Raw genomic sequence first — 18,325 nt, forward strand, 5'->3', positions numbered from 1 at the left:
CGACCGCTCCCGACGCCCGCGCCCGCTAGTTCTTTCCCGCCGTCAGTCGTTCGATGGTGGCGTGGAAGTCCGCGGTCTGGAACGACAGGTCCTCGGCGGTGGTCGCGTAGTCCAGACTCGCCAGCACCGCCCGCTCCAGGTGCAGATTCAGCAGCCGTTTGGTGCTTTCCACCGCCTGCCTCGGCAACTCCAGAATTCTTGCGGCGCAGGCCAACGCCTCGGCGACCGGATCGGTGACGACGTGATTGACCAGACCCATCTCTCTGGCGCGGGCGGCGGGAATGCGCGCACCGGTCAGCGCGAACTCCTTGGCGAAGAGCAGGCTGGTGTGCAGGGGCCAGGTGAGCGGGCCACCGTCGGCGGCCACCAGCCCCACCTGGACGTGCGGATCGGCGAGATAGGCGGTCTCGGCGATGTAGACGATGTCGCTGAGCGAGACCAGGCTGCAGCCGAGGCCGACGGCGGGACCGTTGACCGCCGCGACGACCGGAATCCGGCAGCGCGCCATACCGAGCACGATGTCGCGACCGTGCGCGATCGTCTTGGCGCGCAGATCCGCGTCGCGACTCAGTTCGGCCAGATAGCCGAAGTCGCCACCCGCCGAGAAGGCTTTGCCGCTGCCGGTGAGCACTGCGACGCGGGCCTCCCGGTCCTCGCTCAGCCGCGGCCACAGGTGTGCGAGGCCGGTGTGCAGGTCGTCGTTGACCGCGTTGAGCGCGTCGGGCCGATTCAGCGTGATGATCCGCAGCGGGCCCTCGGCGCGGACGTCGATTTCGGCAGGCAGGTCATACATGGTCAGGCTCCCAATCCGAGAATGCGCGAGGCGATGATGTTCTTCTGAATCTGTGACGTTCCGCCCATGACGCTCTGCGCGCGGCTGTAGAGGTAGGCGCTGAACAGTTCGGGATCGCGAGTGCCGCCGACCGTGAGCGCCGCGTGGCCGACCGACTGCTCCACCCAGGTCATGAGAAGTTTGTCGAGCGACCCCTCGGGTCCGTGCGAGACGCCGTCGAGTTGTTCGGACAGTCGCCGGCGCACATGCAGTCGCAACATCTCGGTCTGCACCCCGGCCCAGGCCAGGTCAGCGGGCAGCGGGCCGGGGGTCCTGGCCGCCATCTGCCGCACGAGCTTTCCGTAGCGGGCCGCGTAGCCGAGCGTCGACGGTTCGCGCTCGTGCCCGACCACTGTCATCGCCAAGGCCCACCCGTCGCCGGGCGAGCCGACCATCTGATCGGCGGGAACGAGGGCGCCGTCGAAGTGCACCTGCCCGAATTCGGTGGTGATCCCACTCATCATCCGCAGTGGTCGCTGCCGCACGCCGGGTTGGTTCATCGACACCACGAATGCCGAGATGCCTTTGTGCCGTGGCGCCTCGGGATCGGTGCGGGCCAGCAGCAGACACCAGTCCGCGACATCGGAATAGCTCGTCCAGATCTTGTGCCCCTGCAGCACATAGGAATCACCGTCGCGGGTGGCCGTGGTGCGCAGCGCGGCCAGGTCCGAGCCGGCGTCCGGTTCGCTGAACCCCTGACACCAGCGCTGCGTCCCATCGATCATGCCGGGCAGGAATCGCTGTTGCAGTTCCTTGCCCGCGTGCCTGCCCAGGCCCTGAATCAGGTAGCCCAGGCTCGGCCTCGGTGGCGCGCCGGCCAGGGCGAGCTCTTCGTCGAGGATGACGTCATAGACCGGGGGCAGTGCGTGGCCGCCGTGTTCGCGTGGCCACGACAACCCGAAGAATCCGGCTCCGTGCAGCGCTCGGTGCCACTCGCCCTGCTTGGCCCAGTACTCGTCTCCCGAGGTCGGGAACCGACCCGCGACACCGGACAGCCACTCGCGCAGGCGCTCTCGGAACGCGGCCTCCTCCGGTGAATCACGAAAGTCCACGGTCGATCTCCTCCAGGCTCGTCGGGAACAGTTCGGTGGACGTCAGCGCCCGCCGTAGATACAGGTGCGCCAGGCACTCCCAGGTGTTGCCGATACCGCCGTGCACCTGCACCGCGGTCTCGCACACGGTCAGTGCCGCTCTGGCGCAATAGAGTTTGGCGATCACGGCCGCCTGGACGGCTCGCTCGGGGCTGAGCTCGTCCACCGCCCACGCAGCGTGCCGCAGCACGCTCACCGACCCCTCGATCAGCGCGAGACCTTCCGCGAGCAGATGCGCGACGGCCTGATAGGAGCCGATCGACTTGCCGTACTGTGCGCGAACTTTCGCGTAGTCGGTGGCCAGCGCGTGCGCGCCACGGGCGGTGCCGACCAGATCGGCGCAGGTGGCCACGAGCGCGAGCGCTCGCCACTGAACGGCCTGCGCGGTGGACAATTCGCCGAGGAGTTCCGGAACACCGATGAGCGCGGCCTCGGCCCGCGTCTGGTCAGCGCCGATCGCCGCGGGGGCGACAGCACTGGACAGAATCGACTCCCCTTGCACGAGCAGGGCGCGTCGGGCGCCCCGCGCGTCGATCGCGCGGCCGTCGGCGACGACTGTCCACGGCGGTGTCGATTCAGCGGGCCCCCAGAGGTCGTCTGCCAGGACCGGGCCGAGGAAGGGCACGTCGACCAGTCCGCGACCGAATTCCTCGGCGACGATGGCCACCTCGACGCCGGAGGCGCCGTCGGAGCGCAGGGCGCGCCAGCCAGTGCTGGCCACCGTCTGCTCGAGCCGAGCGATCCGCCGCTCGTCGGCCATGTCGTTGACCGAGCCGAGGCCGAGGTCGTCGGCCAGTTTGGCGGCGGCATCGCGCAGCTGGCGTTGTTCAGAGGTCAGACGGGCGTCCATGGCGCTCCTTCAGTACTCGGCGCAGCACCTTGCCGGAGGGCAGGCGCGGGATCTCGGGCACGAACACCACTCGGCGCGGCCGCTTGTAGGAGGCGAGTCGGGTGCCGACCAGGGCAATGAGTTCCTCGGCATCAACCGGCCCGGTGGCCGTGACAGCGGCGAGGATCGACTCGCCGTCGGCTGCGTCGGGGACGCCGAACACCGCACAGTCCGCGACCGCCGGGTGCTCGTGCAGGACGGCTTCGACCTCGGCGGGTGCCACTTGGAAACCGCGCACCTTGATCATCTCCTTGAGCCGGTCGGTCAGACGCAACCATCCGTCGTCGTCGAGATGGCCGACATCGCCGGTGCGGTACCAGCCGTCGGCCCAGGCCGCTTCGGTCGCGTCAGCGGGGAGATACCCGGCCATCAACGACGGTGAGCGAGCCTGGATCTCGCCGGTCTCGCCGGCCTGGACCTCGACGCCCGTGCTCGTCGAGACCACACGGATCTCGACGCCGGCCACCGGTCGGCCCACACTGTCCAAGCGGGCACCGTCGAGCGGATTGCAGGCGATGACCGGTAGCTCACTGGCACCGTAGGCGGGCACCCAGCCGACCCCGGTACGGCGCGTGACGGTCTCCGCGACGCTCGGTGTCACCGGCGTCGCGCCCCACATGATGTAGCGCAACGACGACAGGTCATAGGACTCGAGGCCGGGATGGGCGGCGATCGCGATCGCGATCGGCGCGACCGCCATCTCCACGGTGATCCGGTCGGCCTCGATGTGGTGCAGCATCCGATCCAGGTCGAATCGTCGATGCAACCGCATCCAGGCGCCGGTCCGCAGCGACAGCACGATATTGAGCAGACCGAGGATGTGCGAGGGCGGGGTGACGATCTGAATCCGATCGTCGGCGGTGAAGCCGAGTGCCACCCGCCAGTGTTCCACCGCGGCGGCGAACGACGCGTGGGTGTGCCGCACCGCTTTCGGCAATCCCGTGGTGCCCGAACTGAAGACCAGCACCGCGTCCGACTCCGGATCCGGTGCGGGAAACTCGGCGCGACCGCGGACGATCGGATCGTCGAGGGAGAGCATCGGCATCAGCTCGGCCAGCACCGGTTGATCGCCGATGGCACAGACGGGCCGGGTGACGGTCAGCGCGTGCTCGACATCGCCGCGCTTCCACGCGGGACTGATGAGCACCACCGCCGCACCGGTCAGCCAGATCGCGCGCACGGCGAGCACGAACTCCGGCCGGTTCGACGCCATCAGCGCCACCCGATCCCCTTGGCGCACACCATGATCGGTCAAGGTCTCGGCCAGACCCGCGGTCAGCCCGTCCAGCTCGGCGAGCGTGTAATCGCGCTCCTCGAAGCTGAGTGCGATCCGGTCGTTCATCTCGCCCCCGCGACCGGGATTGAGAAGATCCCATCTTGCAAGAGAGAATAGTATTCTCTTTCCATAAGAATCTTCATACCAGAAGGAGCCGGTCCATGGCGAGACCTCCCCTGTTCCAACGCGCGACGGTGACCCGGATCATCAAGGAGACAGCCGATGCCCGCACCTTCGTCCTCGCTCCACACGCGGGCCCGGTGACGTACCTTGCGGGTCAGTTCTGCACGTTCCGGGTGCCGGTCGAGGGCACCGAGCTGTTCCGGTCGTACTCCATGTCGAGCGCGCCCGAAACCGACGCCGAGCTCATGACCACGGTCAAACGGGTAGCCGGCGGCCGGGTGTCGAACTGGCTGATCGACAACCTCGTAGAGGGAGACGTGGTCGAGATGAGCAGGCCGGCCGGCAGATTCTGCCTGCGCGAGAGCACACGCCCCCTGCTCGGCTTCGCCGGCGGTAGCGGCATCACCCCGATCCTCTCGCTGACCAAGAGCACGCTGGCCACCACCGATCGGCGAGTGCGCCTGCTGTGTGCCGACCGCGACCGGGCCTCGGTGATCTTCGACGCGACCCTCGACGATCTGGTCGCGCGCTATCCCACCCGCCTCGAGGTCCGCCGGCATCTGGATGCCGACAGCGGGTTCCTCGATCCCGCCGCCGTCCGGGCTTTCGTCGGTGCCGACGCGGCGGGCGAGCACTACATCTGTGGGCCGGAAGCCTTCATGGCGATGGTCGAGACCGCGCTACCGGGGCCGGGCGCCGTCTACAGCGAACGATTCGGCGCGGCCGAACCGATACCCGCGGCTGAACCGGAGCCCGCGGTGCCGACCCCCGCCGCCACCGCGGGCACGGTCACCGTCACCCTCGGCCGCACGACGGTGACGGTGCCCCGCAATGCGGGTGAGACACTGCTGGAGAGCGCGCGACGCGGCGGCCTCACCCCGCCGTTCTCCTGCGAAGCGGGCAACTGCGCGACCTGCATGGCCACCCTCACCCAGGGCTCGGCGACGATGCGCGTCAACGACGCGCTCACCGACGACGAAGTGGCCGAGGGGTATGTGCTCACCTGCCAGGCGATCCCCGACACGACCGAGACCACGATCCGCTACGAGTAGGACGGCGCCGAGCACACCAACGGGACCCCGGACCTGGACAGGTCCGGGGTCCGGATCGCCGAGTGCGGTGGGCGCTCAGCCGTTGTGCTCACCCAACCGCGGCGGCGGGCCGTACGCGGGCTCGTACCCGGCGATTCGGATCGGACTGCCCACCAGCCGATGCCGCCCCGCGTGGACCAGTGCTTCCGGAGTCGCGTCCAGTGCCTCGGGCAGGGTCCGCACCGCGGCGGCCGGGATGCCGAGTGGCCGCAGCCGCGATTCCCAGCCCGTCGCGGTATCAGCCGCGAGCGCGGTGGCGACGGCGGCGAGGACTTCCTCGCGCCGACTCGCCCGCTCCGCCATGGTCGCGAACCCGTCCACGGCCGCCTCCTCGGCGAAGCGCCGCCAGAAACCGTCGTGGGTGATGAACAGCGCCAAATACCCATCGGCCGTCGGAAAGATCTGCGCGGGAACGTAATACGTGTGCGCTCCGAACGGGCGGCGCTGCGGCACCGTCCCGTCGTTCAGGTAGGCCGAGGCGTGGTAGTTCAGCTGCGAGAGCATGACATCGCGCAGTGACACCTCCACCTGGCCGCCGACGCCGGACACGACCTGCGCCAGCAGACCCAGCGCCGCGGTCAGCCCGGTGGAATTGTCGGCCGAGGAATAGCCCGGCAGCGTCGGCGGGCCCGATGGATCTCCGGTGAGCGCGGCGATGCCGGTGGCCGCCTGGATGACATAGTCGAAGGCCGGGTCGTCCCCGGCGTTCAAGCCGAACCCGGTGATCGCCACACAGACGATGCGCTCGTTCCACCGCCGCAGCGCCGCGTAGGTCAGGCCGAGCCGGTGGATCGCCGACGGTTTCAAGTTCACCAGCAGCGCGTGCGCGTCCATCACCAGCTCCCCGAGCTGATCTTGGCCCCGCACGGTGGTCAGGTCGATGCTGATGCTGCGCTTGCCCCGATTGAGGCTGGCGAAATAGCTGTCCCCCACCTGCCGGGAGATGTCCCCGCCCATCGGCTCCAGCTTGGTGACCTCGGCGCCGAGATCGGCGAGCATCATGGTGGCATAAGGTCCGGCCAACATGGTGCCCACCTCGAGTATCCGGATGCCCGACAGCGGTCCGACTGTCGCCGCCGCGCCGTGCTCGTCGCGCGGCCCTCCGGCGCGGACGCTGTCATCTTCCGCGGCGATCACCGTAGGTCCTTGGCCAGCTCGGCGATCATCGCCCTGGTGCGCCGCTTGGAAGCGACCAGCTCGTCACGGGTGTCGCCGATCGGCAGCAGACGCACCGACAGATCGGTGGCCCCGGCATCGCCGTACCGGCCAAGGGCCGCGGCGATGGCCTTCTCGTCGCCGGCCACGCAGATGTCACCGATGTCGCGGGCGTCACCGGTTTCCAGCAGGCGCTGGTAGTTGGGCGATACCTCGGCTTCGCCCAGAATGCGGTTCGCTCGGGCCTTCGCCTCCGCCACCTCGGACGGACGACACAGGCACACCGGTAGACCCGCGACCACACGCGGCGCGGGACGGCCCGCTTCGGCCGCCGCCTTCGTGATGCGTGGTACGACATGGGCTCCCACCGCCCGCTCATCGGCCATCCACAGGATGGTCCCGTCGGTGTGCTCGCCCGCGATGCGCAGCATCACCGGGCCGAGCGCGGCGAGCAGCACCGGCACCGGTGCCACCGGGCCGAGATCGAGCGGATTGTGCACCGTGAAGGTGGCGTTCTCGACATCCACCGTGCCCGGCCCACGCAATCCGGCGTTGAGCACCTCCAGGTAGTCCGCGGTGTAGGCGGCCGGCTTCTCATACGGCAACCCGAGCATCTCGCGCACGATCCAGTGGTGCGAGGGACCGATGCCCAGCGCCAGCCGTCCACCCGCCGCGGCCTGCGCGGACAGCGCCTGCCGGGCAAGGGCGATGGGGTGCTGGGCCTGCAGCGGCACCACCGCGGTACCCAATTCGATCCGGGTGGTCGCTCGTCCCATCAGCGCGATGGTGATCAGCGCGTCGAAATCGGTCGGGATCTGCGGTATCCACGCGGTGTCCAGACCGGCCGTTTCGGCCCACTCGATGTCGTCGAGCATCCTGGTCAGTTTGCGAGCCGCATCGCCCTTCTCCGGCCCGATCATCACTCCGATACGCACGAATTCCTCCGTCTTCCCATCGTTTCGCGTGGCCACGGTGGCCTGCGCCGCCGCGACCGCTCAGGCACTCGGATCAGGGGACGGGACATTCGTCAGCGCCCGGATCTCGGTGACCAGGGTTTCCAGCGAAGTGCCGGTCGGGAACACCGCCGCCGCACCGACTTCGAGCAGCCGGGCCACATCCGACTGTGGAATGGTGCCGCCGACGATCACGGCGATATCGCCCGCGCCTGCCGCCCGTAGCGCGTCGACGGTGCGGGTGGTCAGCGACACGTGCGCACCCGAGAGGATGCTCAGCCCGACAACGGCGACGTCCTCCTGCAGCGCGATCGACACGATGTCCTCGATGCGTTGGCGGATACCGGTGAAGACCACTTCGAAACCGGCGTCGCGCAGCGCGCGGGCGACGATCTTGGCCCCGCGATCGTGGCCGTCGAGGCCCGGTTTGGCGACCAGCACGCGGGCGGTCATCAGAACACCACCGGCTGCTGGAACTCGCCCCAGACACTTTTCAGCGCGGCGGTCATCTCCCCCACCGTGCAGTACGCGTTCGCGCACTCGATCAGGTAATGCATCAGGTTCTCGTTTCCCTCGGCGGCCGTGGACAAGGCGGTGAGACAGCTCCGAACGGCCACGGAATCGCGTTCGGCCTTCACCCTGGCGAGCCGCTTCAGTTGCAGGTCGCGGCCCTCGGCATCGAGTTCGTAGGTCGCGATCTCGGGTGCGGGCTCGTCGGAGACGAAACGGTTGACCCCGACGACCGGACGGGTGCCGGCCTCGACGTCCTTGTGGAGCTGGTAGGCCTCATCGGCGATCAGGCCCTGCAGGTAACCGTCCTCGATCGCGGCCACCATGCCACCGTGCCGCTCGAGGTCATCCATGATGTCGATGATGCGAGCCTCGGTCTCGTCGGTCAGCGCCTCGACGAAGTAGGAACCACCGAGCGGATCGGCGACCCGGGTGACCCCGGTTTCATAGGCGAGAATCTGCTGAGTGCGCAACGCCAGCGTCGCCGACTCCTCACTCGGCAACGCGAACGGCTCGTCCCAGGCCGCGGTGAACATCGACTGCACCCCGCCCAGCACCGAGGCCATCGACTCGTAGGCGACTCGCACCAGGTTGTTCTGTGCCTGCGGCGCGTACAGCGAGGCACCGCCCGCGACACAGCCGAAGCGGAACATCGAGGCCTTGTCGGTGGTGGCCCCGTAGCGCTCGCGCACGACCGTCGCCCACCGCCTGCGTCCCGCACGATATTTGGCGATCTCCTCGAAGAAGTCACCGTGGGTGTAGAAGAAGAACGAGATCTGCGGCGCGAACTGGTCGATGGTCATCCGGCCGCGTTCGACCACGGTGTCGCAGTAGGTGACACCGTCGGCGAGGGTGAACGCCATCTCCTGCACCGCGTTCGCGCCGGCGTCGCGAAAGTGCGCGCCCGCCACCGAAATCGCGTTGAATCTCGGCACCTCGGCCGCACAGAACTCGATGGTGTCGGCGATCAACCGCAGGGACGGTTCCGGCGGCCAGATCCACGTGCCGCGCGAGGCGTACTCCTTCAGGATGTCGTTTTGGATGGTGCCGGTGAGCTTTTCGCGGGGCACACCCTTCTTCTCGGCGGCCGCCACATACAACGCCAGCAGGATCGCGGCCGTGCCGTTGATCGTGAAGCTGGTACTGATCTTGTCCAGCGGCATGCCGTCGAAGAGGATTTCGGCGTCGGCCAGGGTGTCCACCGCGACGCCGACTCGGCCGACCTCTTCGGTCACCTCCGGATCGTCGGAGTCGTAACCACATTGGGTCGGTAGATCCAGCGCGACCGACAACCCGGTTCCGCCCTGGTCCAGCAGGTAGCGATAACGGCGATTGGACTCCTCGGCCGTGCCGAAGCCGGAGTACTGGCGAAACGTCCACAACCGCCCGCGATAGCCGGAGGCGAAGTTGCCGCGCGTGAAGGGGAAGCCGCCCGGCGCGGGCGGCTCGGCGGCTCGGTCCGCCGGTCCGTAGACCGGCGAGAGCGGGATGCCGGACGAGGTCTGTATCGGATCGTTCATCAGCGATTACGGTACTTGCAAAAAATGAGAATGCCAATACCATCAAGTGGTAGAACCGCTTCGAACAGCAGGCTCACGCCGCACCAAGGAGAACGATGCCCAGCGAGAACGCCGTACTCACCGACCGAACACTGGTCATCTCCGGCGGCTCTCGCGGGATCGGTTTGGCCATCGCGCTGGCCGCCGCGCGACAGCACGCCAATCTGGTTCTCCTGGCCAAGACTTCGCAGCCGCACCCGCGGCTGCCCGGCACCGTGCACACCGCGGTGACCGAGGTGGAGTCCGCGGGCGGCAAGGCTGTCGCCGTGGTCGGCGACGTACGCGACGAAGCCGACGTGCAGCGGGCGGTCGACACCGCGATCGAACGATTCGGCGGCATCGACATCTGCGTGAACAACGCCAGTGCGATCGGCGTCGAACCGACCGAGAGCCTCTCGGCCAAGAGATTCGATCTCATGCAGCAGATCAACCTGCGTGGCACGTTCCTGTTGACCAAGGCCTGCCTGCCGCACCTGCGCGCCTCGACGAACCCCCACGTGCTCACCGTGTCGCCGCCGGTGAACATGAATCCGCGCTGGCTCGGCGCACATCCCGCCTACACGCTGTCCAAATACGGGATGACCCTGCTGTCGCTCGGCTGGGCCGCCGAGTTCGCCGACGCGGGCATCGCGGTGAATTGCCTGTGGCCCCAGACCTATATCGCCACCTCGGCGGTCGCGAACATGGCCGACGGCGAAAGCCTGATCTCCGCCGCGCGCAGCCCCGAGATCATGGCCGACGCCGCGATCGAGATCCTGTCCCGACCCGCCCGCACCACCAGCGGGAACTGCTACATCGACGCGGAAGTACTCACCGCGACCGGGATCGAGGACCTGTCCGGCTACGGCGGTGGCGCCAACCCGACGCTCGACCTCTTTCTCGACTGAGAACGGCTGAAGGAGCACCGTGCACCCGACCATTCAGATCAGCGTTCGTCCGATCCTCGACTACTACGGCAAATGCCCACGCTGCGGCTATCCCGCGGGCGCGGCGGAAACGGTGCGCAAATCCCTCGATGGCCGGGTCGAATTCCTCGTGGTCGCCACGTGCGAGCTGCCGTGCGGGTGGTACGGGCCCGCGGCTCGCACCACCATGACCGGTGGCGCGGCCGCGGATGACCCTGCCGCCTGAGCGGCGCTAGCTCTCGCGCAACACGATCGCCATCGTCGGGCACGCCGACGCCGCCGAGTGAACTTCGGATTGTGTCGCACCATCCGGAGATTCGTCGACCACCACGGCCAAGTCCTCGGTGTTCACCTCGAACACCGTCGGCGCGATACCCGCGCACAGGGCATGGCCCTCACATTTGGTCCCGTCGACCGACACCCTCATGACCGTTCTCCGTCTTCGTTGTTCCTCGGGGCCGCGCCGATCACCACGATCGGCGCGGCCGGGGTGACTACTTGAGCATTCCGCCCGCGTCGATCGGCAGGGGCACACCCGTCACGTAGCGAGCCTCGTCCGAGGCCAGATACAGCACCGCGTTGCTGACGTCCTCGGGCTCGATCCAGGCCACCGGCAACGTGTGGAACAGCCTGGCGATGGGCTCGAGATCCGCGGGCCCCGGGCTCTCCAGATCGGGGCGGAACAGCTTGTAGGTGCCCTCGTTCATCACCATGGGGGTGTTCACGTGCGTCGGGTGGACCGAATTGACACGAATGGAGTGCTGCGCCAGTTCCACCGCGAAGGTTCGCATGAGCCCGACGACACCGTGTTTGGCCGCGACATAGTGGCCGATATTGGGGTAGGCCTTGAGCCCGCCCACCGAGCTCGTCAGGATCACCGAGCCGCCGCGTTCACCGGCGATCATGTGCGGGACAGCGGCTTTCACCGATTTCCAGACCCCACCGAGGTTGACGTCGATCATGTCGTCCCACAGGTTCTCCTGCAGGTCGACCAGCGCGCCGCCCTCGTTGCCGATCCCCGCGTTGGCGACGATGATGTCGAGCCGCCCGAGCTCGGCGACCCCGCCGTCGACCGCGGCTTTGAGTCCGTCGTAGTCGCGCACGTCCACCTCGGCGGTGACCACTCGCCTGCCCTGGCCCCGGATGAGATCAGCGGTGGTCGCCAGATCCTCCGGGGTCGACATCGCGAACGGCACGTTGTCGAGTTGTTTGCAGACATCGATGGCGATGATGTCCGCGCCTTCCTGCGCCAATCGCACCGCGTGACTACGGCCTTGACCGCGCGCCGCTCCGGTGATGAATGCGACCTTGCCTTCGACCCGTCCGGTCATGGTTACCTACCTCTGTCGTTGTTGTCGTGGTCAGGAGTGGGGAGTGAAGTCGATGTGCAGTTCGCTGAGCCCACGGAGCAGGAACGTCGGTTCGTAGCCGTAGGTGCGCTCGCCGACCGGACCGTGCCGCTCGGCGTTGATCTCGATGTCGAGCATGCGATCGAGGATTCGCTCGATCGAGACCCTGCCCTCGACGCGCGCGAGCGGACCGCCTGGGCAGGTGTGCACGCCGCGGCCGAAGGCGATGTGCTCGCGGAAGTTGTCGCGGTCCAGCCGGAACTCGTGCGGATCCTCGAATCGGCGCGGGTCCCGATTGGCCGCGCCGGGGCAGAACATCACCAAGCCACCGGCCGGGATGTCCACATCGCCGACGGTGGTGGCACGGCGGGCCAACCGGAATCCGCTCTTGACCGGCGCGTCCATCCGCAGGGTCTCCTCGATGAAGTTCGGGATCAGGCTGCGGTCCTCGCGCAATCGCTGCTGCACCTCGGGCTGATCACCCATGATTCGCACCGCGGCACCCAGCACCTTGGCCGTGGTTTCCTGCCCCGCGGCGAACAAGAAGGTCGCCGACCGCACCACGTCGATGACCTCCGGGGTGGTGCCGTCCGGGTACTTGGCCAACGCCAAGGACGTCAGCACGTCATCGCGTGGCTCGTCGCGGCGGTCCGAGATGTAGGCACTGAATTTCTCGTCCAGCCACGCCAAGGGATTGCTGGAGAGAGCTTCGTTGTCGATCGCACCGGGCCGAGCTCCCGGCCGGGACGCACCGAGCACGACACGAAATTGTTCGTGGTCGGCTTCGGGAACGCCGAGCATATCCGCGACGACCAGTAGTGCGAACGGCTTCGCGTATTGAGAAAGAAATTCACAGTGGCCCGCATCGGCGAACTCGTCGAGCTGCTGGTCCGCCAGCCGCCACATGAATTCTTCGTTTTCTTTCAAACGGGCCGGCGTGAGCAGACGGTTCAAAACCGACCGCGCGAAAGTGTGCTGCGGGGGGTCCATCGTCACCATGTGCTCATACATCGGCAATTCGGTCCGGTGCTGCTCGATGAGCTCGCTGATATCGTCCCCGACCGGCGTGAAAGGCAGCGGCGGAAAGGGCCCGCCGACCGCGACAGCAGAGGAGAAGATCGACGAATCCTTGAGCACCTCAGCCGATTCCTCGTATCCGGTGACGGCGTAGACACCGTAGTGCGGCTCTTGGGTTACCGGGCACTTCGCCCGTAGATGATCGAAATAGGGGTGCGGATCAGGAATCAGATCCGGGTCGGTGAAGTAGTTCACAGTATCGAAATCGGTCACGGAGAACTCCAGCTGATCGGGAAGCGACGACAAAGGGGCGCACTTCGATGGTAACAACCATATGCAATTTTGAGAACATCATTTCCGCCAGGCCGCACAGAACCCCGCGAGGTCGAGCGGGGCGTGCAATCAGGGCAGGTAGACTCGGCTCGCCAGCCAGCGTCCGTCGACCAGCTCCATCGTCATCTGGACCCGGCTGTGGTCGACCCGGGGATCCGCGGCAGCGATATTGGTCACCGTTTGATCGATGAACAACAGGACCTCGACCTTGGTCTCGGATTTCGACTTGACCGCGGCATCGAGCACGGTGCCGGTGCCGGTCGCCTTGTTCTCCAACAACAACTGCCGGAGCTGGCCACTCGACCGGGAGTACATGTCCTTGAACTCACCGGTCGAGCCGTCGAGCACCGCGGCGAAATCCCGGTCGAGATGGTTGGAATCCACGCTGGTCAGTGTGACGCCGTAGGCCCGCGCCGCCGCGAGCGCGGCTTCGCCCGCGGCGTCGATGGTGGACTTCTGCTCGAGTTTCCAGCCGAGGAACCCGGCCGTCAGTAGCGCCGCCACGGCGACCACCCCCATGACCGGCACGGCGATCCGGCGCGCGACCCCCAGCAGCCGGTGCGGCGTCGAGGGCCCGGTCCGCTTCGGCTCCTCGGCCACCGGCACCTCGGCGGGGCCTGTCGAGGACTTCGGCGCAGTGGATTCGAGCGTGTCGGCGTCGGTCTTGGTCTCGGTGTCGATTTCTGTGTCGCTCATAGCTTTCCTTGCCTGGTGGTGTGCGGTGCGAGCCCGGTAGCGCGTTCAGCGCGGTACCGGTGTCGGCAACTCCGGACCCGCGAACGTGAGCGGAATGGACCATGGTCCGAGCGGAGTCGGGATCGCCTGGGTGTCGGCCGCCTGCCCCGGCGGCGGTGCGCCCGGAACGCGAGCACCCGGTGGGCGTGGCGCGTTGCGCGCGCCGCGGATGAGGACCGACGGGTCCTCGTTCGCGCAGTGGGTATAGATATACGGTTCGGGGAAATCGGGCCGTGCGGGCGGATGCCGCGGGAGGTTGTAGTCGCAGGAGTAGCGCGGGTACAGGTTGACCAGGCCCCAGAGACCGCCGTCGTGGAACGCCGCGGTGAGGTTGCCCAGTGTCGAACCCGCCCGTTCGGTCGGGAAGAAGAACTCCCGTAGCGCGGGCACGCGCGAGTTGGCCATGTCCGCCACCGTGCCGAGATTGCCGATCAGGTCGACCACCGCCGGCGAATTCTGCGCCATCACCGCGTCCAACGCGGCCAGCGTTCCCGGCGCCGCGCCGAGCAGATCGACGAACCCGCCTGTTTTCGCCTCCACCCCCGACATCAATCGGGCCGCGTCACCAGCGAACTCACCCAACCCCGGCGCCGCGGCGGCCGCGGTGGTGAGCACCGTGCGGCTGTCGCGCAGGAGGCCGACCGTCTGGGGCAGGACCGAGTCCAGGGTGGAGACCAGAAAGATCCCCCCGTCGATGATGTCGGCGAGCTTGCCCGGACCGTGCGCGCTGACCCCGAGTTCCTCGACTATCGCGGCCAGCCGGGCCGGATCCACTTGCGCGAGCGTGGTATCCAGCTGAGCGAGGGTCTGCCACAGCGGCACCGGGGTCGAGGTCCGCTCGACCTCGATCTCGGCGCCATCGGTCAGGTAGGGACCGTTGTCACCGGCCGGGCGGAAGTCGAGGTACTGCTCACCGGCCAGGGACAGACTCGCGACCCGGACCCCGCCATCGGCGGGCACCCGGACCGTCGCATCGATCGCCGCGGTGGCCACCAGCCCGGTGGGTGTCAGCTCGACGGATTCGACTCGACCGATCGGCACGCCCCGCAAGGTCACGTTCTGCCCGGCCAGCAGCCCGCCCGACTGCGCGAGATGCACCCGAACGGTCATGGTGGCCGCCGTCGGATCGACACCGAGCGCGCCGAACACCAGATAGACGGTGCCGACAACCAGTGTCAGCAGCAGCGCCAGGCACGACAACAGCGAACGATGCCTACTGCCGAGCCTGGCAGCACCGACGACCACACGGGCCGGGACGGCGAGCAGCGGTCGGGTGCGTTCCGAAGGGCTCATCGGCCTGCCCCCGTCACACGCTGCTGCAGTTTGAGCAAGGTGTAGGTCAAGGTGCCGACGAAGGCCTGCCAGTCGCTCGCGTCCGGTACCCGGCTGCCTGGATCACCCGGGTGGGCCGGGTCGGGCAGCGCGCCGATCGTCACGTCCGCCAGATCGGCGTTCACGTGCGCCGACGTGCCGTTGGTGACCTTGATGATCGGCCCGAGGATCGCGTTCATCGCCGCCAGGCTGGCATCGGGATCGGTCGAGGCCGCGTTGAGCCCCGCGGAGATCCGATTGATGTCGGCGACCATGCCGACAGCGGCCGTCCCGCCGATGGCGGGAAACTTCGCCAGTTCCCTGCTGATCTGATCGACCTGCCGGATCAGCGCCAACGCCTGCTGGGAGCTGTCGGTCACGGTCGAGAGCGCCGGACCCGCGACATCGACCAGGTCGCCGAGCGGGCGCCGCTGCGCCTGCAGTTGCCGGGTGAGTTCGTCGACCTCGACGAGTGCGGTGCGGATGTCGGCTGATCGCGCGGCCAGGGCCTGCACCACCCTGGTCGATCGGTCCAGCAGCGCGGCGAGGTTCGCGCCGCGATCGCCGACGGCGTGCCCGAGGCCGTTGACGATGTTGGTCAGATTCCGGATCACCCCGCCGTTCACCAGCAGTGACGCCGTGGTCAGCAGTTCCTCGATGGTGGCCGCGGCCTGGGTGGACGACAGTGCGATGGTGTCGCCGTCCTGGAGCGAGGGCCCTCCTGGCGCGGCTGCGTCCGGTGGGGTGAGCGCCACGAAGACGTCGCCGAGCGGGGTCGCGGTGCGCAATTCGGCCCGGGTGCCCACCGGCAAGGGCACTCCCTGCTGGATGCGCATCGTGACCAGGGCGGTGTAGTCGCGCGCCGACATGTCGGTGACCTCACCGACATCGGCGCCGAGCAAGCGCACCTTCGCCTGCTCGGGCAGGTTCAACGCGTTGGCGAAACCGGCGTGGATCGTATAGGTGGAGCCCCCGACGCCAGGGGCGGGCAAGGGCAGTTCACCCAGGCCCACCGAGCAACCAGATCCGGTGACGAGCGCGACGCCGGCGATCAGCACGACCCACGCAGACCGACATCGCTGCCTCATCGCGGCAACCTCGACATCGCCTCGAGCATGTCGGTGATGCCGAAGTCCGGCCCGAAGTCCTGCAATGTGCCTGTGCTGCAGCCGAGTTGACGCAGGCCGAGCACATTGCACACCTCCTTCACCAGTTGACCGTCGAAGAACACCTTGTCCAGCAGTGCGTGTACCCGCACGCCGCGATAGTCGACGTCGATGGCGTTGTAGGCGTTGTTCAGCAGCAGCGGTGTCACGTCGATGAACTCGGCGACCTCCTCGCGATAGTCCGCGAGCGCCCGGGTCACCGCGGCGGCATCGTGCATCGTGGAGCGCAGGCTCTCGCTGTTCTGCGTCAGCAGGTCGTCGGCCTGCTGCATGATCTGCACGATCTGCGCGCCGGTATCCCCCGCTCCGATCTCCAGCTCGGCCAGCACGCCCGCCAATTCCTCTGTCGCACTACCGAATTCACGGATCACCTGATCGTTTCCCGCCGCGGCGCGAACCAGCACCGCCAGGTGCTCGACGATGTCGGTGATCGCCTCCTGGGTCTGCGCTCCCCCGTCGGCGCCGAGTCGGAGGGCACCGGAGAGTTCGTTCATCGTGGCCCGCAATTCGGGACCACTGCCCGAGGCGATCTGCGCGGACACATCGAGCAACCGGGCGATCGGACCGGTCTCCGGGCTGGTGCCCGCCAACTGCGCGGCCATCCCGTCCGCGGCACCGAGCAAGCGGTCGAACTCGATGGGGGTACGGGTACGGTCCAGGCCGAGCTGCGCCCGGTCCGTCAGGGTGGGACCGTCGCGGTAGACCGGGGTGAACTCGACGTGGCGATCGGTGAGCACCGAGGTCGAGACGGTGACCGCGGTCGCGTCCGCCGGGATGCGCACGTCGCCCTCGACTCGCATCGTGACCTCGACGTGGGAACCGCGCGGGGCGATCGCGGTGACCTCCCCTACCGGCATCCCGAGGACGGCGACGGCATTGCCCACGTAGAGTCCGGCACCGTTGTCGAATCGGGCCGTTACCGTGATCGCCCGATTCGAGTCGCCGAGGGCACCCGCGCAGCCGGCGATCGCACCGAGCGACAGCACCAGCGCGATCCTGGCCAGTGTGACAAGGGTTCTCATTCGCAGTCCTGGAAATAGGGCGCCAGCGCCACCTGGTCGGCTCGACCGCTCAGCGCACACATCCAGGAGTCGATCAGCGGCCCTGCGGGCGCGGTGAAGTCGACCTCGTTGGCGGTGCCCGACGCGTTGGCGAAATTGCGGATGGGGACAGGCAAGATCTGCAGGATGTTGCGTAGCAGGTCGTCGTGGCGGGCGAGGCTACCGAGCAATCCCTCGAAGCCGCGCAGCAGTTCGTCGATTTCGGCCCGGTCCTCGACAACCAGCACCCTGACCTGATCGGCCAGCCGCCGGGTCGAGTCCATCAGCGTCTGGAGCGCACCGCGGCGCGCGAGGATCTCGGTGACCAGGTCGCGACCCTGGGTCACGATGGCCGAGAGGTCGCCCTGTTGGCTGTGCACCACGGTGATCAGCTGCTGCACACCTGTCAGGAGCGCGCCGAGCTCATCGCGACGACTGCCGAGCAGCGTGGCGAGCGAGCGCAGATTGTTCAGGAGGCCGGGCAAGACCGTCGGCACGCCGTCGAGTTGATTCGCCAGTGCGTCGAGCGAGATGGCGATGCGACCGGCATCGATCTGTTCGAACGTCGCGGTGGCGTTGTCGAGCGCTTGTTGAAGGTCGTAGGGAACATCGGTGTGGGTCAACGCGATCCGGTGATCAGCGATCTCGCCCTCGCCCGCCGGGGTCAATTCGACATAGCGGGCCCCGAGCAGGGTGGTCAGTTTGATCGCGGCGCGGGTGTCGGCACCGAGCGCGGCGGAACGATCGACGCTCAGGGTGACCAGGACCCGGTCCTCGGTCAGCCGCTGACCGGTGACCGTGCCGACCGGCACCCCGGCGATGGTGACGCCGTCCCCGACGCGCAGGCCGGCGGCTTGAGCGAACTCGACGTCGTAGCGCTGCTGTCCGACGCCGAGGGAGTTGAAGCCCACCGCGCCGGCGACGACAGCGAGCAGCAGACCGAGCGCGATCAGCCCCAGCATGCTCTTCGAGGGATGTTTCGATGTCATT

The 18,325-nt window shown here is 67.9% G+C and carries 19 protein-coding genes; 3 read left to right on the forward strand and 16 right to left on the reverse strand.

What is annotated here, in order from left to right:
* Positions 1-25: 25 nt before the first annotated feature.
* From BOX37_RS18735 to BOX37_RS18750, 4 genes are read right to left on the reverse strand one after another with little or no spacing between them, the layout of a single operon-like run.
* Positions 26-793, reverse strand: coding sequence for an enoyl-CoA hydratase/isomerase family protein (locus tag BOX37_RS18735; protein WP_071928797.1), 768 nt, complete (start codon positions 791-793; stop codon positions 26-28).
* A 2-nt stretch (positions 794-795) separates the two neighbouring features.
* The gene (locus BOX37_RS18740) at positions 796-1,884 is read right to left on the reverse strand and encodes an acyl-CoA dehydrogenase family protein (RefSeq protein WP_071928798.1); all 1,089 of its coding nucleotides are present in this window, start codon (positions 1,882-1,884) and stop codon (positions 796-798) included.
* Complete coding sequence (locus BOX37_RS18745) at positions 1,871-2,773, reverse strand: acyl-CoA dehydrogenase family protein (RefSeq protein ID WP_071928799.1); 903 nt, start codon at positions 2,771-2,773, stop codon at positions 1,871-1,873. The genes BOX37_RS18740 and BOX37_RS18745 overlap by 14 nt, the downstream gene beginning before the upstream one ends.
* A complete protein-coding gene (locus BOX37_RS18750) occupies positions 2,751-4,154 on the reverse strand; it encodes a class I adenylate-forming enzyme family protein (protein WP_071928800.1) in 1,404 nt (467 codons plus the stop codon). Before BOX37_RS18750 ends, BOX37_RS18745 begins: the two co-directional genes overlap by 23 nt.
* A gap of 95 nt (positions 4,155-4,249) precedes the next feature.
* Between BOX37_RS18750 and BOX37_RS18755 the strand changes: the two genes are divergently transcribed.
* Positions 4,250-5,263 carry a ferredoxin--NADP reductase gene (locus tag BOX37_RS18755; RefSeq protein ID WP_071928801.1) on the forward strand — a complete coding sequence of 338 codons (1,014 nt, stop codon included), beginning with the start codon at positions 4,250-4,252 and terminating at the stop codon, positions 5,261-5,263.
* Between the two features lie 75 nt (positions 5,264-5,338).
* Here BOX37_RS18755 and BOX37_RS18760 read toward each other — a convergent pair whose 3' ends face one another.
* From BOX37_RS18760 to BOX37_RS18775, 4 genes are all read right to left on the reverse strand, one after another.
* A complete protein-coding gene (locus BOX37_RS18760) occupies positions 5,339-6,361 on the reverse strand; it encodes a CaiB/BaiF CoA transferase family protein (protein ID WP_071931639.1) in 1,023 nt (340 codons plus the stop codon).
* A gap of 74 nt (positions 6,362-6,435) precedes the next feature.
* Positions 6,436-7,392, reverse strand: a complete 957-nt coding sequence (locus tag BOX37_RS18765) for a TIGR03564 family F420-dependent LLM class oxidoreductase (protein WP_071931640.1) — start codon at positions 7,390-7,392, stop codon at positions 6,436-6,438.
* A 60-nt stretch (positions 7,393-7,452) separates the two neighbouring features.
* Complete coding sequence (locus BOX37_RS18770) at positions 7,453-7,863, reverse strand: cobalamin B12-binding domain-containing protein (protein WP_071928802.1); 411 nt, start codon at positions 7,861-7,863, stop codon at positions 7,453-7,455.
* Positions 7,863-9,440: a methylmalonyl-CoA mutase family protein gene (locus BOX37_RS18775; RefSeq protein WP_071928803.1), complete on the reverse strand. Its 1,578-nt coding sequence runs from the start codon at positions 9,438-9,440 to the stop codon at positions 7,863-7,865. Before BOX37_RS18775 ends, BOX37_RS18770 begins: the two co-directional genes overlap by 1 nt.
* A gap of 95 nt (positions 9,441-9,535) precedes the next feature.
* Between BOX37_RS18775 and BOX37_RS18780 the strand changes: the two genes are divergently transcribed.
* Together BOX37_RS18780 and BOX37_RS18785 are read left to right on the forward strand one after the other, a co-directional pair.
* The gene (locus tag BOX37_RS18780; protein WP_071928804.1) at positions 9,536-10,366 is read left to right on the forward strand and encodes an SDR family oxidoreductase; all 831 of its coding nucleotides are present in this window, start codon (positions 9,536-9,538) and stop codon (positions 10,364-10,366) included.
* A gap of 19 nt (positions 10,367-10,385) precedes the next feature.
* On the forward strand, positions 10,386-10,610 hold the full coding sequence (locus BOX37_RS18785) for a hypothetical protein (RefSeq protein ID WP_071928805.1): 225 nt from the start codon (positions 10,386-10,388) through the stop codon (positions 10,608-10,610).
* Between the two features lie 6 nt (positions 10,611-10,616).
* Here the strand turns inward: BOX37_RS18785 and BOX37_RS18790 are convergent, their stop codons facing one another.
* The 8 genes from BOX37_RS18790 to BOX37_RS18825 all read right to left on the reverse strand — a co-directional run bounded on the left by BOX37_RS18790 (position 10,617) and on the right by BOX37_RS18825 (position 18,324).
* Positions 10,617-10,811, reverse strand: a complete 195-nt coding sequence (locus BOX37_RS18790; RefSeq protein ID WP_071928806.1) for a ferredoxin — start codon at positions 10,809-10,811, stop codon at positions 10,617-10,619.
* Between the two features lie 67 nt (positions 10,812-10,878).
* Entirely contained in the window at positions 10,879-11,715 is an 837-nt protein-coding gene (locus BOX37_RS18795) for a mycofactocin-coupled SDR family oxidoreductase (RefSeq protein WP_071928807.1), read from the reverse strand.
* Between the two features lie 30 nt (positions 11,716-11,745).
* Positions 11,746-13,023 carry a cytochrome P450 gene (locus BOX37_RS18800; protein ID WP_071931641.1) on the reverse strand — a complete coding sequence of 426 codons (1,278 nt, stop codon included), beginning with the start codon at positions 13,021-13,023 and terminating at the stop codon, positions 11,746-11,748.
* A 129-nt stretch (positions 13,024-13,152) separates the two neighbouring features.
* A complete protein-coding gene (locus BOX37_RS18805; protein WP_071928808.1) occupies positions 13,153-13,779 on the reverse strand; it encodes a hypothetical protein in 627 nt (208 codons plus the stop codon).
* Between the two features lie 45 nt (positions 13,780-13,824).
* Positions 13,825-15,111, reverse strand: a complete 1,287-nt coding sequence (locus tag BOX37_RS18810) for an MlaD family protein (RefSeq protein WP_071928809.1) — start codon at positions 15,109-15,111, stop codon at positions 13,825-13,827.
* Positions 15,108-16,217: an MlaD family protein gene (locus tag BOX37_RS18815; RefSeq protein ID WP_071928810.1), complete on the reverse strand. Its 1,110-nt coding sequence runs from the start codon at positions 16,215-16,217 to the stop codon at positions 15,108-15,110. The genes BOX37_RS18810 and BOX37_RS18815 overlap by 4 nt, the downstream gene beginning before the upstream one ends.
* Complete coding sequence (locus BOX37_RS18820) at positions 16,214-17,317, reverse strand: MCE family protein (protein WP_156910456.1); 1,104 nt, start codon at positions 17,315-17,317, stop codon at positions 16,214-16,216. Before BOX37_RS18820 ends, BOX37_RS18815 begins: the two co-directional genes overlap by 4 nt.
* Positions 17,314-18,324 (reverse strand): MCE family protein, encoded by a 1,011-nt coding sequence (locus BOX37_RS18825; RefSeq protein ID WP_071928811.1) that lies wholly within the window; start codon positions 18,322-18,324, stop codon positions 17,314-17,316. Before BOX37_RS18825 ends, BOX37_RS18820 begins: the two co-directional genes overlap by 4 nt.
* Position 18,325 lies beyond the last annotated feature (1 nt).

Source organism: Nocardia mangyaensis (genome assembly GCF_001886715.1).
Taxonomy (GTDB): domain Bacteria; phylum Actinomycetota; class Actinomycetes; order Mycobacteriales; family Mycobacteriaceae; genus Nocardia; species Nocardia mangyaensis.

Coding starts and splice junctions, on each gene's coding strand:
- BOX37_RS18735 (WP_071928797.1), bottom strand. CDS start 793: ATGTATGACCTGCCTGCCGAAATCGACGTCCGCGCCGAGGGCCCGCTG.
- BOX37_RS18745 (WP_071928799.1), bottom strand. CDS start 2,773: ATGGACGCCCGTCTGACCTCTGAACAACGCCAGCTGCGCGATGCCGCC.
- BOX37_RS18750 (WP_071928800.1), bottom strand. CDS start 4,154: ATGAACGACCGGATCGCACTCAGCTTCGAGGAGCGCGATTACACGCTC.
- BOX37_RS18755 (WP_071928801.1), top strand. CDS start 4,250: ATGGCGAGACCTCCCCTGTTCCAACGCGCGACGGTGACCCGGATCATC.
- BOX37_RS18770 (WP_071928802.1), bottom strand. CDS start 7,863: ATGACCGCCCGCGTGCTGGTCGCCAAACCGGGCCTCGACGGCCACGAT.
- BOX37_RS18775 (WP_071928803.1), bottom strand. CDS start 9,440: ATGAACGATCCGATACAGACCTCGTCCGGCATCCCGCTCTCGCCGGTC.
- BOX37_RS18780 (WP_071928804.1), top strand. CDS start 9,536: ATGCCCAGCGAGAACGCCGTACTCACCGACCGAACACTGGTCATCTCC.
- BOX37_RS18790 (WP_071928806.1), bottom strand. CDS start 10,811: ATGAGGGTGTCGGTCGACGGGACCAAATGTGAGGGCCATGCCCTGTGC.
- BOX37_RS18795 (WP_071928807.1), bottom strand. CDS start 11,715: ATGACCGGACGGGTCGAAGGCAAGGTCGCATTCATCACCGGAGCGGCG.
- BOX37_RS18805 (WP_071928808.1), bottom strand. CDS start 13,779: ATGAGCGACACAGAAATCGACACCGAGACCAAGACCGACGCCGACACG.
- BOX37_RS18810 (WP_071928809.1), bottom strand. CDS start 15,111: ATGAGCCCTTCGGAACGCACCCGACCGCTGCTCGCCGTCCCGGCCCGT.
- BOX37_RS18815 (WP_071928810.1), bottom strand. CDS start 16,217: ATGAGGCAGCGATGTCGGTCTGCGTGGGTCGTGCTGATCGCCGGCGTC.
- BOX37_RS18820 (WP_156910456.1), bottom strand. CDS start 17,317: ATGAGAACCCTTGTCACACTGGCCAGGATCGCGCTGGTGCTGTCGCTC.
- BOX37_RS18825 (WP_071928811.1), bottom strand. CDS start 18,324: ATGACATCGAAACATCCCTCGAAGAGCATGCTGGGGCTGATCGCGCTC.